This is a genomic window from Actinomyces marseillensis, assembly GCF_900155605.1.
In the GTDB taxonomy this organism is placed as follows: Bacteria; Actinomycetota; Actinomycetes; order Actinomycetales; family Actinomycetaceae; genus Pauljensenia; species Pauljensenia marseillensis.
Genome location: NZ_LT707420.1, coordinates 1,730,255 through 1,744,687, shown reverse-complemented (window position 1 = coordinate 1,744,687; position 14,433 = coordinate 1,730,255). Strand labels below are relative to the sequence as shown.

The window sequence follows — 14,433 nt, the reverse complement described above, 5'->3', positions numbered from 1 at the left end:
GAAAGAGGGCAGGGTTATGGTCGCACCGCAGAATCATCTGGCGGTTATTAAGGTCGTCGGAGTCGGTGGTGGCGGTGTGAACGCCGTCAATCGAATGATTGAAGTGGGCTTGAAGGGCGTTGAATTTATCGCCGTGAACACGGACGCGCAGGCTCTGCTCATGTCCGATGCAGAAACCAAGCTTGATATCGGTCGCGATCTCACGCACGGCCTCGGCGCCGGCGCAGATCCCGCAGTCGGTCGCCAGGCCGCCGAAGACCACATTGACGAAATCACCGAAGCCCTCGAGGGTGCAGACATGGTCTTCGTGACCGCGGGTGAAGGCGGCGGTACCGGTACCGGCGCTGCCCCCGTCGTTGCAAAGATTGCGCGCACCGCGGGTGCACTGACCGTCGGTGTCGTCACTCGTCCCTTCTCCTTCGAAGGAAATCGCCGTGCCTCTCAGGCGGATGCAGGTGTGGAAAAGCTGCGCGAAGAAGTCGACACCCTCATCGTGATCCCCAACGATCGCCTCCTGCAGATTTCTGACGCGAATATTTCGGTTCTTGAAGCTTTCCGCGCTGCTGACCAAGTCCTCCTTTCAGGTGTCCAGGGCATCACCGAACTGATCACGACTCCTGGTCTGATCAACGTTGACTTCAACGATGTGAAGTCCGTGATGAAGGATGCCGGTTCTGCCCTCATGGGGATCGGCTCTGCAACCGGTGAAGATCGCGCTCTGCGCGCGGTTGAGTCCGCAATTTCTTCGCCCCTTCTCGAGGCCTCGATCGATGGCGCGCACGGCGTCCTCATGTTCTTCCAGGGCGGTTCCGACCTTGGTCTGCAGGAGATCTACCAGTCCTCGCTCCTTGTTCGCGAGGCCGCGCACCCCGAGGCGAATATCATCTTCGGTTCGGTTATCGACGATTCGCTGGGCGACGAGATCCGCGTGACAGTTATCGCTGCAGGCTTTGATGAGGTTGCGACGCAGGCGGGTCCGGTCAGCGAGCCCGTCATCGCGCCTCGCCCCGTCCAGGCTCGCCCGGAAAAGAGCGAACAGCAGCCAGCACCGCAGCGCCGCCTCGGTGAGGTTGCCTCGACTCATACCGCTGCACACCGCGCAGATCCGGAACTGCCGACTCGTACCAACCAGATTCCGATCGCGCGTCCGACCGAAGAAGACGGATCGAAGGAAGTTCCTTCTTCCCTCGAAGTTCCTCGCGTCTTCGAAGAGGAACAGCATTCGGATGTCTTGGACATTCCGGACTTCCTGCGCTGATGAAGCATACTGACCTGCCCGGTGCCCGCGTCTTCTTCACTGAAGTTGGCGCGGGCACCGACCCATACCGGGACAACTATGGCGCGCATGTTCCCGATGACCCTCGGCTTGTTGAAGAACGGCGTTTCGGACTTTTTACTCAGATCGGGGCACCAATCGTTTGGATGAACCAGACTCACTCGGCCACTGTTGAGATTCTTGATCCTGCGAAGATCTCTTCTTATGACTCTGGGCGCATGGGGGAGTGGGGTCCTATCGAGTCTGACGGAATCGTCGTCGATTCTCGTCAATGGGAAACCCCGCCAGCCCTTGCGGTAATGACAGCAGATTGCATGCCGGTATTGTTGAGTTCGCGCCAGGGAGTCATCGGTGCGGTTCACGCTGGTCGGGTCGGCTTCCTTCATGGAATCTTGTCGCATGCCCTTGATGCTTTTCGTTGCTGCGGCGTGCAAAATGAAGAAATCTCTATGCTCATTGGACCGTGTATCTGCGGTAAGTGCTATGAAGTTTCGCCGCAGATGAGAGAAGAGAGCGCTGCCAGCTGCTCCGCCATTGCCTCGCAAACATCATGGGGCACCGAGGCCTTAGATTTGCCGGGTGCTGCCTTGCAGTGGGCCCGCGAACGTGGAATTAGCGCGTCTTGGGTGGGCGAGTGTACGCTCGAGAACCCGGCTTACCATTCCTACCGTCGTTCCCCCGAATGTGGGCGTTTTGCGTCGGTAATTGCGACATGCCGACACTCTTAAGCTGAAGCGATGCTCCGGGGCATTACCTTGTGCACAGGTCCCATTATTTCAAGGAGAGCATGATGTCAGGCTTCGGAGCGAAAGCACGCCAATTCATGGGTTGGTACACCCCGGAAGAGGTCGATGAGAGCACTTTGGACTTCCTTCCCGAAGAGTTTGAGGAGACAGAGGTGGCTCACATTACGCCCACTCCCGCATCGAATGTCACTCCGATCCACCGCGAGGAGCGTCGTAGCTCTCAGCAGGCCGATCTTTCTCGGATCGTGACAGTTCGCCCGCTGAACTACAACGATGCTCCCGCCATTGCTGAACCCTACCGTGACGGCATTCCGGTGATTATGAACCTCTCGGAGGTTTCCGATAAGGATGCGCAGCGCTTCATTGATTTCGCTGTCGGTCTGACCTACGGACTCCAGGGTGTTTTTGAGCGCGTGACCGATCGCGTCTTCCTCCTGTCACCTCACAGCGTCGAAGTTACTGGCGACGTCACCGGCTCCAATCGTTCGGCTACCGCACTCTTCGGGCGCTGACAATGGTATTCCTGTGGTTGGGAGGAGCGATTGCTCTTCTTGCCGGTCTTTACATGCTCGTGCTGATCGCACGCATGATCTTTGACTGGATCCGCATCCTCTCGCCGTTATGGCGCCCACGGGGAATCATTCTGCTGCTCGCAAATGTGATCTACTTTTTCACGGACCCTCCGCTAAAATTTCTGCGCAAGATGATCCCACCGGTTCGTTTGGGAGGAAATGTCGCCATCGACACGGCCTTCCTGATCGTCTTCTTGGTGACGATCCTGTGTGAAAACCTTGGTGTTTTCATTCGGAGCTTCGGTGTTTGATCTGTGCAGCTGACGCGCGCTCTCGATCCCGTCGCGCTTGCGTGTCACCCGAGTAATAAGTGAAATATGGGGAAATTGGTGTTATTGTGACGCTAGTTCCGCTATTATTCCAGTGTGTAGTTCGGGTCATCCTCATCGGTGATCCGGTGGTGTGAGTGCACTTACATCACGTAACAAGTACCGAGAGGTAAACAAATGGCTCTGCTCACAACCGAAGATGTTTTGAACAAAACCTTCAACATCGTTAAGTTCCGTGAAGGATACGACCAGGTCGAGGTCGACGATTTCCTTGATGAAGTCGTCTCCACGATCTACACCCTCCAGGCTGAGAATCAGAACCTGCGCGAAGAGCTCGAAGCAGCTGAACGTCGCGTAGCCGAGCTGTCGAACGGCCAAGCCACCACCTTCACGGCACCCGAAGAACCCGAACCCGTCGTCGAAGAGGCACCTGCCCCCGCAGCGTCTGTCACCGAGACTGTTGTTGCCGCTCCTGTCGCTCCCGCGACCCCGGAGAGCGCAGAGTCTGCAACCTCGATGCTCGCTTTGGCTCAGCGCGTCCACGACGAATACGTGCGCGATGGTCGCGAAGAGTCCGACCGAATCATTGCTGACGCCAACGCTAAGCGCGATGAGATCATCGCTGATGCTCAGAACCAGCACCAGAACATCCTCTCCCAGCTGGATCAGGAGCGTTCGCTGCTCGAAGGAAAGATCAACGAGCTTCGTTCCTTCGAAGCCGAATACCGTGCGAACCTGCGTGACCACCTCGAGGGCCTGCTCAAGGAAGTAAACGCCGGTACGCAGAACTGATTGTCTTTTAGACATCCGTTATCTTCTCTATGACGGTGGCGCCTGAGCGGCGTCACCGTCATAATCTTTATGTGAAGAAAAATAACCGCGCGATACTCATCTGGGCATACGTCATTGCAATCCTTGCAATCGCACTCGATCAAGCCTCGAAGTTTTGGGCACAGAAGAATCTAGGAGACGGCACTGTTCGTCCGCTTCTGGGATCTTTTCTCCGCCTTGAACTGACCGCCAATCCGGGCGCTGCGTTTTCACTGGGATCTCACACGACGATCATCTTCACATGCATTGCCTGCGTCGTCGTTACTGCAATCATCATGTATCTTCCCCGCGTTCGCTCGCGCTTCCTTGCCTTCGGTTGCGCTCTTCTCCTGGGCGGGGCAGCGGGTAACCTCATCGATCGATTTATCCAAAACCCAGGCTGGGGTAACGGACACGTTGTTGATTTCATTGGTTACGGGAACTGGTTCATCGGGAACGTTGCCGATATTTGGATTGTCTGCGCTGTCATCCTTCTCTTTATCGGTAGCTTTGTCGGACCCAAACGTAGCGCGCTCACTGATCATGCCTGAAACCCGCCTCATGCCTGTTCCTGACGCTCTCGTGGGAGAGCGTATTGACGCAGCTCTTTCGCGAATTCTTGGACTCTCACGCTCGCGATGCAGTGACCTGATCCTTGAAGGACATATTCGAGTCAATGGGAATCCAGCCTCGAAGTCGCTCAAGCTCGGCGAAAATGACCTCCTCGAAATCACCATCCCAGATCCGGAAGTTCCCGTAACTCCCGTTGTTGGCATGGATATTCTCTATGACGACGATGACATCGTCGTTGTGAATAAACCCGTCGGGGTTGCTGCTCATTCTGGTCCCGGCTGGACGGGCCCGACCGTTGTAGGCAACCTTGCAGCAGCGGGATATCGCATCACGACACACGGTCCTGTTGAACGTCAGGGAATCGTTCACCGACTCGATGTGGGAACCTCAGGTGCGATGATGGTGGCTAAATCGGAACTCGCCTACTCGGTCATGAAGCGCGCATTCAAAGAGCGCACAGTCCGAAAGATCTACCACGCGGTCGTTGCCGGGCATCCCGATCCGGCCTCGGGAACGATCGATGCTCCCATTGGCCGCCATCCTTCACGTGAGTGGCGGATGGCCGTGATCGACGGGGGGAAACACGCAGTCACGCACTATGACACCCTCGAGTTGATGGCGGGGGCGGCCCTGCTCGAAGTCCACTTGGAAACCGGACGTACCCATCAGATTCGTGTTCACATGGCGGCTGTCGGGCATCCTTGCGTCGGAGATGTTTTTTACGGGGCGGATCCGACGAAGGCGGAAGAACTTGGCTTGGAACGCCAATGGCTTCATGCCGTTGAACTCGGCTTCACCCATCCGCGCACTCAACTTCCCGTAACGGTCCGCGCGCCTTACCCGGATGACCTTCAAAGAGCTCTTGATACTTTGCGTGAAGCCTAAGGCTTGAACTCTCGATTCAATCAGTACGGCCTGAAGAGAAACACTAGACTGGAAACATGGCACCTGTGGACTCGTTCGTGCACCTGCACAATCACTCGGAATACTCGATGCTCGATGGAGCTGCGCGAATCAAACCGATGGTGGCAGAAGCCGTACGTTTGGGGCAGCCCGCAATTGGTCTGACCGACCACGGATACCTCTTTGGTGCCTATGAGTTCTACGACGCAGCAACGAAAGCCGGCATTAAGCCCATCATCGGACTCGAAGCCTATGTGACCCCCGGGACCTCTCGTTTTGATCGCCAAAAAGTCACCTGGGGTGAGCCCTGGCAGCGCTCGGACGACGTATCGGCCTCGGGGTCCTACAATCACCTCACGTTGATCGCCTACTCAACCGAGGGAATGCACAATCTTTTCCGCTTGGGATCCTATGCCTCGGTAGACGGACAATTCGGTAAGTGGCCGCGCGCAGATAAAGAACTCCTCGAGCGCTTCCACAAAGGATTGATTGTCTTCACCGGCTGCCCCTCCGGAGCTGTGCAGACCCGCATGCGTTTGGGGCAATGGGACGAGGCCGTGGCGGAGGCCGCGGAACTACGCGATATTTTCGGACCCGAGAACTTCTACGTCGAAGTCATGGATCACGGGATTGAGTTTGAACGCCGTACCCAAAAGCAGCTCCTCGAACTAGCCAAGCTCATGGATGCTCCGCTGGTAGCGACCAACGATGCGCACTATGTGAAGAAAGAAGACCGCGGGATCCAAGACGCGCTCTTGTGTATTAACTCGGGGTCGCGAATCTCTGACCCTGATCGCTTCAAATTTGACGGCGATGGCTACTACATCCGTCCCTCCGAAGAAATGCGCTCGATCTGGAAAGAGCTGCCCCAAGCCTGTGATTCGACGCTTGAGATTGCCGAAAGATGCGAGGTTCACTTCCGTACCACCGCGGAAGGCGCCTCGTATATGCCTGACTTCCCGGTGCCCGAAGGGGAAGACAAGACCTCGTGGTTCATCAAGGAAGTTGAAAAGGGACTTCAGGAGCGATTCCCGAAGGGAATTCCGGATGCTGTGCGTAAGCAAGCTGAATACGAGGAAGACGTCATCATCAAGATGGGGTTCCCCGGTTACTTCCTGACGGTTGCGGACTACATCAACTGGGCGAAGAGCCAAGGAATCCGCGTGGGGCCGGGCCGTGGTTCCGGTGCAGGATCCATGGTCGCCTACGCGATGAAGATCACGGAGCTCAACCCCCTCAACCACGGGCTCATCTTCGAACGCTTCTTGAACCCCGAACGTATTTCGATGCCCGACTTCGACGTTGACTTTGACGAACGTCGTCGCGATGAAGTCATCGAGTACGTCAAGCAAAAGTACGGCGAAGACCGTATTTCTCAGGTCGTTACCTACGGTCGAATCAAGACGAAGCAGGCTTTGAAGGACTCCGCGCGTATTTTGGGGCGTGACTTCAAAGTGGGGGAGCAGCTGACGAAGGCCCTGCCGCCATCGGTCATGGGCAAGGACATTTCTGTTGCGGGCATCTTCGACGAGAATGACAAGCGCTACGCCGAGGCGGCGGAGTTCCGTAAGTATTACGAAGAGAACCCGGATATTCACGAGGTCGTCCAATATGCCCTGGGCCTTGAAGGACTGACGCGTCAGTGGGGTGTGCACGCCTGTGCTGTCATTATGTCTTCGCATACGCTGACGGACATCATCCCGATCATGAAACGTCCGCAAGACGGCGCAATCATTACGCAGTTTGACTATCCGACCTGTGAAGGGCTCGGCCTGCTCAAGATGGACTTCTTGGGCCTGAGAAACCTCACTGTCATCTCAGATGCTTTGGAGAACATCAAGCTCAATGGGAAAGAAGATCCAGATCTAGACCATGTGGCGCTGGATGACCCGGCAACCTACGAGCTATTGGGACGCGGAGACACTCTGGGTGTTTTCCAGCTTGATGGCGGTGGTATGCGCGATCTTCTCAAGCTCATGAAACCCGACAACTTCGAAGATATCTCGGCTGTCGGTGCGCTGTATCGCCCGGGGCCCATGGGCGCGAATTCCCATACGAATTACGCGCTGCGTAAGAACGGGCGTCAAGAGATCACCCCTATTCACCCCGAGCTTGCGGAGCCACTCGAAGACATTCTTGGAACGACTTTCGGTCTGATCGTCTACCAGGAACAGGTCATGCAGATTGCCCAGAAGCTGGCAGGCTACTCTCTGGGCCAGGCAGATATTCTGCGTAAGGCCATGGGTAAGAAGAAGAAGGAAGTTCTGGACCAACAGTTCAAGGGCTTCCGCCAAGGAATGATCGATAACGGGTACTCCGAGGAATCGATTCAAGCTCTGTGGGACGTCGTTGTTCCTTTCTCTGCCTACGCTTTTAACAAGGCACACTCTGCGGCATACGGTTTGGTGTCCTACTGGACTGCTTACCTGAAAGCGAATTATCCGACCGAATACATGGCAGCCCTGCTGACCTCAACGAAGGACAACAAGGACCGTCGTGCTCTCTATTTGGCGGAATGCCGTCACATGGGCATCACGGTGCTTCCTCCGGATGTCAATCATTCGATGGGAACCTTTGCTCCTGATGGGCAGAATATTCGTTTCGGTTTGAACGCTATCCAAAACGTTGGAGCCAACGTCGTTGATGCCATCGTGGAGACCCGAAAGGAAAAGGGAAAGTTCACCAACTTCCAAGACTTCCTCGACAAGGTTCCCCAGGTTGTGTGTAATAAGCGCACCATTCAGTCCTTGATTCGTGCGGGAGCTTTCGACTCGCTTGGCTACACCCGCCGTTCGCTTCTCGCCCGCTGCGACGAGGCCGTGGATGCAGTGATCGACCTCAAGCGCAACGAGGCAATCGGGCAGTTTGATCTTTTCGGCGGCATGGGGATGGGAGATGAGCCGGGTTCTTCACTGGCCATCGAAATCCCGAATCTGCCTGAATTCGACCGCCGCCAAAAGCTCGCCGAAGAACGTGAGATGCTGGGATTGTACGTTTCAGACCACCCGCTGCGAGGCCTCGAAGGCGCGCTGGAGAGACACCAAGACGTCGAAATTGCGCAGATCGTCGGTGGGGAAGAATCCATGGTCGACCGAACGGTGAAGATCGCGGGATTGGTTTCCGCGGTCCAAACAAAGGTCACGAAGCAGGGCAATCCTTGGGCAATTGCAACGATTGAAGACCTGAGCGGTTCAGTGGAAGTACTCTTCTTCCCCCGCGCCTATGAAACTGTCCAGACTTTCCTTGCTCCCGACTTGGTTGTTCAGATTGAGGGACGCGTCAATACGCGTGACGAACAGGTATCGATCTACGGGCAGTCCATGAATATTCTGGAATTGCGCGAGGACGGTAATGTTCCCCTTGACCTGGAACTGGCAGCATCGCGCTGCACACCTGAGCTTTTGCGTGAACTCAAGGAAGTCCTAGAGACTTTCCCCGGGTCGTCACCCGTGCGACTACACCTGCGTGAACCCGGACGCGTCACCATCGTTGAGCTGGACTCTTCACTTCGAGTGACGCAATCAGGCCCCTTCTTTAGCCACGTGAAGGCGGTTGTCGGAGCAGATGGCGTGCTGACCTCGCACTGATCGTACGAAACCCGGTAGAAAACGCCGCCAATGGGGGAGTGCGGCATCTTTGCGTGGTGGCCGGTGGCCTCGTCGCTTAATCGACGACGCTCACGCGCGCCGCGTAGGTCCCCATGGCAGTGTGAAGCTCGACGAGTTCTCCATCCTCAAGGGCATGTCCGCGCCTAGTCTCTACCTCGCCATTGACGCACACATCACCACTTTGGATGAGTTCGCGTGCCTCGGCCCCATCTTCAACAAGGCCAGAAAGTTTCAGGAACTGTCCAAGGCGGATAGCCCCGCGAACCTCGATTGTGGGGACCGATGACATATAGACTCCTACGTTTCCAAAGTCTTCTCTTTGCTTCGTATTATCACACGCGCCGCGCACGCGATACGATAGGCCAAGTAATCAACACGAAGTGGGAGGGCCCTGTGTCTGAAGACCAGAATCGGGATCTCGATGCACAATTTCGCGATCTAGTCGCAGGCATGGAAACCGATTTGGACGCGGGCGGTATGCCGGAAGATGCGGCGGCCAGCCAGAACCCAGCCACTGATGATCTTGATACTCCCGTTGATGAGGCTCTTCACCTTGAGGGGGGAAAGCTCTCCGTCGCATTGATCCTCGCGCCGATTCCTTCCGCTGAGGCCTTGCATTCCCTTCTTGCCCTTTCCGGAATTCACGAGGCCGTGGTCCGTCTGAAACCGTGGACGGGAGTTTGGCTTCGCGTGCAGACCCAGACGACGCAAGAAGACGAACTGAACGTCCTGCTCACTGGGCGTCGAGCGATGCCCGCCGAGGTCGACAAGGTTGCTTCTGTGATCTCGCGACTTTCGAAGTATGGAGCAGTTGCGATCATGTCCTGGCTCGTTGAGGGCGATGGAATCGAACCGGGAGTCTCGGGGCAAATTACCGCTCAACGCTACGTCAATGGCCATAGTGAAGACGATATTCCAGCGGGGCTTTTGCTTGGAGCAATGCCTCAGGCAACCGAGGATTTACTTCTTGGGCGTACGGTTCCCGAAGACTATCCCGATTCGATTCAAGCCGATGGTAAAGGCGGCAAACGAGGCCGTTTCATGTGGTTCAGGAAGCGTTGATGGTGGATATCGGAGAGGCGCAGAAGAACCGTTTGGCTCAGCGCTTAGCGATGGCTTCTCACAACCGTGAGGATTCTGGTCAGCTCTTGGAAGCAACCGCGCGGGCTCTTCAAAGCGGTGAAGACGGTAGTGCGTCTCAGCTTGAGGCACTGGTTCATGCCTTCGAAAACGAACGCGTAATTGTCCCGATCCGCGTTGAAGAAGATCCTCGGGTGACAGGGATTCACGCGGGGGAGGCCGGACATGATCCCGTCGGATTTCTTCGCGTTGAAACGGTGGCAGGGCCAGCGATTGCTGCCTTTACCTCCGCGCAGTCACTGGGCGCGTATGACCCGAATGCTCGTCCCATGGCGCTGAGCTTTCGCCGCCTCGCATTGGCTGCATTAGTTGAGAGCGCAGGCAAGGTTATCGTGGATCCTAGCAGCCGCGATATTCTCATCCCTCGCAGTGCAACGAGCGCGCTTGCTCAGGGAGATCATTGGCTCCCAGCATGGAAAGATCAGGAACTACGGGACCTTCTTTTCCGGCAGGCACAGGATGAATGCTCATCGATTATTGATCTGAGCGTCGAGTATGCGGGAATGGGTGTATGTAGGGTCAGCCTCGTCATTGATCCGCAAGCAGTGGAAGAAGCGGATCGTGCGCAGTTGCGCGAAAGAGTCTTGCACACGATCGACGTTCTGAATTCGAATAAGCGTCTGAGAGCCGTTGCTGATGATATTCAGTGGGTTCCGCGCTGGGGGACACTAGCCGGATAGGGGCATCACAGGGCGAGCATGTGAGAGATTCCATCGCTGTGGCTTATGGAGGGCCTTCGCGTTGAATGGAATCTTTTGCTAAGATTGTTTCGACCAATCGGGGATTTCGCCCCGATCGTGCAAGCGGAGTTTCTCCCACCTTGATTCCCGCCCGGGTGACCGGGTTGCCCACGTAGAGCCAGGGGATCGGGTTAAACGGTAGCATCCGGACGGATGTTGTTGCCGGGATAAGCCTTCGTGCGCACAGTGGCACGGAGGCATTTTTCGTGTCACGGATACGACTGTGGAAGGAGCCACTCATTAGCGAGCCTCGCATCAATGAGCGGATTCGAGTTCCCGAGGTACGTCTCGTGGGACCCGGAGGAGAACAGGTTGGTGTTGTCCGCGTGGAAGACGCACTGCGTCTTGCCGAAGAAGCGGGCCTCGACCTGGTCGAGGTTGCACCCGACGCTAAGCCGCCGGTTGCAAAACTCATGGACTACGGAAAGTACAAGTACGAAGCGGCCCAGAAGGCCCGTGATGCTCGCCGTAACCAGGCGAACACCCAGCTGAAGGAAATCCGTTTCCGACTGAAGATTGATGACCACGATTTCTCGGTGAAGAAGGGACACGTTGAGCGTTTCCTTTCTGCCGGCGACAAAGTCAAGGTCATGATCATGTTCCGCGGTCGTGAGCAGTCACGACCCGAAGCGGGCGTCCGACTCTTGCAGCGTCTGGCTGAAGAAGTGGGAGAACTCGCCACCGTCGAATCTATGCCTCGTCAAGATGGCCGCAACATGACCATGGTTCTTGCGCCTACGAAGCGCAAGTCCGATGCGGTGAACGAGCAGCGTAAGCGCCGTGAAGCCGAGCGTGAAGAACGCCGCGGTAAGCGCGCCGAACGCGCCAGTAAGGACCAAGCTCGTGCGGCCTCGCAAGAGGCTGATGCACAGAAGTAGTGAAGGCAGGGGCTCAGCCCCCGTCCGGAAGAAGAAGGATCAAAATAATGCCGAAGAATAAGACGCATTCCGGTGCAAAGAAGCGTTTCCGCTTGACCGGAAAGGGCAAGATCATGCGCGAGCAGGCAGGCGCACGCCACCTCCTCGAGCACAAGTCCTCCCGCAAGACCCGTCGTCTGGCCACCGATCAGGTTCTGGCCACCGCCGATGTCAAGCGCGTCCGTTCCATGCTGGGCAAGTGACCCGCACCTTCGACAAGGAGATTTAGAAAATGGCACGTGTTAAGCGTTCTGTTAACGCCAAGAAGAAGCGTCGCACCGTACTTGACCAGGCATCCGGCTACCGTGGCCAGCGTTCGCGCATGTACCGCAAGGCCAAGGAACAGGTCACGCACTCATTCGTGTACTCGTACCGTGACCGCAAGGCCAAGAAGGGCGATTTCCGTCGCCTGTGGATCCAGCGCATCAACGCTGCTTCCCGCGCACAGGGCATGACCTACAACCGTTTCATCCAGGGCCTGAACCTGGCAGGCGTTGAGGTCGATCGCCGCATGCTGGCCGAACTGGCCGTCAACGACATTGCCACCTTCAATGCTCTCGTTGAGGTCGCCAAGAAGGCTCTGCCGGCAGACGTGAACGCCCCCAAGGCCTGAGCTTTCGGTGAATAACTTTTCTGAACGCCCGTCCATCCTCGATAATCCTCATGCTGAACGCGTGAAGAAAGTCGCGGCTCTGGCCGGGCGTTCGGCGCGTTTCAAGCACGGGAAAATTCTGGTTGAGGGGCCGCAGGCAGTTCGTGAACTAATCCGGCATCGTTCCTCCTTCATTGAGGACGTGTATTACTCTGCATCTGCAGCGCGCCTACACAGCGAGCTTATTTCCGAGGCAACGCAGGCCTGCCGCTGGGTTCATGAAGTCAGTGACGAGGTCTCTGAAGCGTTGAGCCGCGATAGCCAGGGAATTTGCGCAGTTGCACGTACAGAGGCAATTGAGACGTCCCTTCCCGAAATCCAAAGTGGGGATACCCTCGTCGTCATTGCTCAGGGGAGAGACCCGGGTAATGTCGGCACCATCATGCGTACCGCAGATGCGATGGGGGCTCGGGCAATTATCAGCGTCAAGGGAAGTGTTGATTCTTCCAGTCCAAAGGTTATTCGCTCCTCTGCTGGCTCGGTTTTCCATCTTCCCATCGTCCCCGCTGCGTCTTTTGGCGAGGCCTGCCAGACTTTGCGCGGCATGAATGCTGCAATCCTCGGGACTTCCGGTGCGCAAGGTGCCTACAGCCTGACCTCATTAATGTCGTATGCCGCCTGGGAAAGACGCGGCTGGCTTGCTCAAACCCATGCATGGGTCTTCGGAAACGAGGCACAGGGAATGAGCGATGATGAAATGGCCGCATGCGATGCTCTGGTGATGATTCCGATGAGCGGCCGGGCAGAGTCCCTCAACGTTGCAAGCGCCGCTGCGATGTGCCTCTTTGCGTCGCAGAGCGCGCGCGTGTAGGGGAGTAGGGGTTCTTCAGCAGCTGCTGCCTCGATAAAAAGCCCGGCGCATCGGTTGCTCAATAGGCAACTGACGCACCGGGCATTTGTGTTTATGGCTTACTTAACCTTCTTGATTCGCATGATGAGCCATGCGGCAATCAAGACGATAACGATCGCAACAACGAAGACGATCGTGTAGGCCGAGGTTGGCGTTGTCGTTGTATTGGTGACCTTCTTGACGATCACGACGATTGCAGAGGTCATCAAAGAACCAACGACCATCGATAGCGTGTTCGCCAGATTCAAAATTCCCAGGTCCTTACCGGCCTCGTCGGGGTTGGGAAGGACCGAAACATTGAGCGCCTGATCGATCGCGTTGTACACGCCGTAGCCAAGGCCCGCGATTCCCGCAAAGAGGTACATACCCAGTGCAGAGTGGAAGATCAGCGGCATTGCAGAGCCAATCGCGAACATGACACTGGCCAGGGCAACTGGGAGTTTTCGGCGGCCGATGAGGTCGGTGATTGGTCCAGCGCCCAGCGCTGCAACCAGTGAGACAGCCAGAGTGATCAGTGCCATCGAGGCAATAAGCTCTGCTGCAAGCGTGGTTGCATTCGACTGGCCAGCGAAGATGTAATCCTGCGCAATGTAGAGCAGGTAGGTGTTGATCATCCAGTAGCCGCCCATCATCAAGGTGCGGCCAACAAGTGCGTAGTAGAAATCAGGTGCGTTCTTCGGCGGGCGGAAGGATTCGAGGATGCGCTTTGCTGAGAAGCTCTCATCAGATTCGCCCCGATTATCGCCTTCTCGTGGCCAGATAATGACGGTGACAATACCGATAGCAGCGAAGACGGCTGCACCGAGGAGCCATCCGTGTGTCAGCCCGTTATCGACTTTCAGTAGGCGCGCGCCAACAAGGTTACCAATGGTCTGTCCAGCGGCGATGCCTGCACCGTAGAAGCCCGAGATCGTGCCTCGAACCTCGTCGGGGATGCGGTCAGACATTGTTGCCACAAAGGGAGCAAGCATGACGTTGTATCCCAGCTGGGCGGTGCACCACAGCAATAGGATCATCGGGAAGGAGTTCTGGTTCAGTGCAAGCAGGGCCATTGCACCACCAGCAATCAAACCGCCCAGAATGATCCACGGAGTGCGCTTACCGAAGCGAGAACGCGTCAGATCAGAGAAAGTACCGAAAATAACGTTCGCAAGAAGTGCGACTACGGAACCAACAGCGTTGATCGTACCCAGCATCGACTCTTTGCCAGCGGCGTTAATGTTCTCAAGAACGGCCGGTAAAATCACGGAGGTCAAGGCAACCCAGGGGATCGCGCAGGCAACCGCGCTCAAGGTAAAACCAATGCTCAAGCGAATGAGCTTGATTCGCTTTGTCCTCGATTGAGGAGTGCTTGTAGCCATGATGAGTTCCTTCGGG

The 14,433-nt window shown here is 56.4% G+C and carries 16 protein-coding genes; 14 read left to right on the top strand and 2 right to left on the bottom strand.

What is annotated here, in order from left to right; translation table 11 throughout:
- The first annotated feature begins 16 nt into the window (after positions 1-16).
- From ftsZ to dnaE, 8 genes are all read left to right on the top strand, one after another.
- Entirely contained in the window at positions 17-1,258 is a 1,242-nt protein-coding gene (ftsZ, locus tag BQ8011_RS07715; protein ID WP_072456112.1) for a cell division protein FtsZ, read from the top strand.
- Positions 1,258-2,004 (top strand): purine nucleoside phosphorylase YfiH/LACC1 family protein, encoded by a 747-nt coding sequence (locus BQ8011_RS07710; RefSeq protein WP_072456110.1) that lies wholly within the window; start codon positions 1,258-1,260, stop codon positions 2,002-2,004. The genes ftsZ and BQ8011_RS07710 overlap by 1 nt, the downstream gene beginning before the upstream one ends.
- A 59-nt stretch (positions 2,005-2,063) precedes the next feature.
- On the top strand, positions 2,064-2,534 hold the full coding sequence (locus tag BQ8011_RS07705) for a cell division protein SepF (RefSeq protein WP_034501610.1): 471 nt from the start codon (positions 2,064-2,066) through the stop codon (positions 2,532-2,534).
- Positions 2,535-2,536: 2 nt separating this feature from the next.
- Entirely contained in the window at positions 2,537-2,845 is a 309-nt protein-coding gene (locus tag BQ8011_RS07700; RefSeq protein ID WP_072456108.1) for a YggT family protein, read from the top strand.
- Between the two features lie 195 nt (positions 2,846-3,040).
- Positions 3,041-3,655: a DivIVA domain-containing protein gene (locus tag BQ8011_RS07695; protein WP_034501608.1), complete on the top strand. Its 615-nt coding sequence runs from the start codon at positions 3,041-3,043 to the stop codon at positions 3,653-3,655.
- A gap of 71 nt (positions 3,656-3,726) precedes the next feature.
- Positions 3,727-4,224: a signal peptidase II gene (gene lspA, locus BQ8011_RS07690; protein WP_231945297.1), complete on the top strand. Its 498-nt coding sequence runs from the start codon at positions 3,727-3,729 to the stop codon at positions 4,222-4,224.
- On the top strand, positions 4,217-5,131 hold the full coding sequence (locus BQ8011_RS07685) for an RluA family pseudouridine synthase (protein WP_072456106.1): 915 nt from the start codon (positions 4,217-4,219) through the stop codon (positions 5,129-5,131). The genes lspA and BQ8011_RS07685 overlap by 8 nt, the downstream gene beginning before the upstream one ends.
- Before the next feature lie 56 nt (positions 5,132-5,187).
- Positions 5,188-8,736, top strand: coding sequence for a DNA polymerase III subunit alpha (gene dnaE, locus BQ8011_RS07680; protein ID WP_072456104.1), 3,549 nt, complete (start codon positions 5,188-5,190; stop codon positions 8,734-8,736).
- A gap of 76 nt (positions 8,737-8,812) precedes the next feature.
- Here dnaE and BQ8011_RS07675 read toward each other — a convergent pair whose 3' ends face one another.
- Positions 8,813-9,046, bottom strand: a complete 234-nt coding sequence (locus BQ8011_RS07675; protein ID WP_072456102.1) for an RNA-binding S4 domain-containing protein — start codon at positions 9,044-9,046, stop codon at positions 8,813-8,815.
- Positions 9,047-9,207: 161 nt separating this feature from the next.
- Between BQ8011_RS07675 and BQ8011_RS07670 the strand changes: the two genes are divergently transcribed.
- The 6 genes from BQ8011_RS07670 to BQ8011_RS07645 all read left to right on the top strand — a co-directional run bounded on the left by BQ8011_RS07670 (position 9,208) and on the right by BQ8011_RS07645 (position 13,017).
- A complete protein-coding gene (locus tag BQ8011_RS07670; protein ID WP_072457745.1) occupies positions 9,208-9,819 on the top strand; it encodes a hypothetical protein in 612 nt (203 codons plus the stop codon).
- Positions 9,819-10,577: an SseB family protein gene (locus tag BQ8011_RS07665; RefSeq protein WP_034501602.1), complete on the top strand. Its 759-nt coding sequence runs from the start codon at positions 9,819-9,821 to the stop codon at positions 10,575-10,577. Before BQ8011_RS07670 ends, BQ8011_RS07665 begins: the two co-directional genes overlap by 1 nt.
- A gap of 266 nt (positions 10,578-10,843) precedes the next feature.
- Entirely contained in the window at positions 10,844-11,515 is a 672-nt protein-coding gene (infC, locus tag BQ8011_RS07660) for a translation initiation factor IF-3 (RefSeq protein ID WP_072456100.1), read from the top strand.
- A 47-nt stretch (positions 11,516-11,562) separates the two neighbouring features.
- On the top strand, positions 11,563-11,757 hold the full coding sequence (gene rpmI, locus BQ8011_RS07655; protein ID WP_034501600.1) for a 50S ribosomal protein L35: 195 nt from the start codon (positions 11,563-11,565) through the stop codon (positions 11,755-11,757).
- A gap of 29 nt (positions 11,758-11,786) precedes the next feature.
- Positions 11,787-12,167, top strand: coding sequence for a 50S ribosomal protein L20 (gene rplT / locus BQ8011_RS07650; RefSeq protein ID WP_034501599.1), 381 nt, complete (start codon positions 11,787-11,789; stop codon positions 12,165-12,167).
- Between the two features lie 7 nt (positions 12,168-12,174).
- Entirely contained in the window at positions 12,175-13,017 is an 843-nt protein-coding gene (locus tag BQ8011_RS07645; protein WP_072456098.1) for a TrmH family RNA methyltransferase, read from the top strand.
- Between the two features lie 98 nt (positions 13,018-13,115).
- Here BQ8011_RS07645 and BQ8011_RS07640 read toward each other — a convergent pair whose 3' ends face one another.
- Positions 13,116-14,417, bottom strand: a complete 1,302-nt coding sequence (locus tag BQ8011_RS07640; protein ID WP_072456096.1) for an MFS transporter — start codon at positions 14,415-14,417, stop codon at positions 13,116-13,118.
- Between the last annotated feature and the right edge of the window lie 16 nt (positions 14,418-14,433).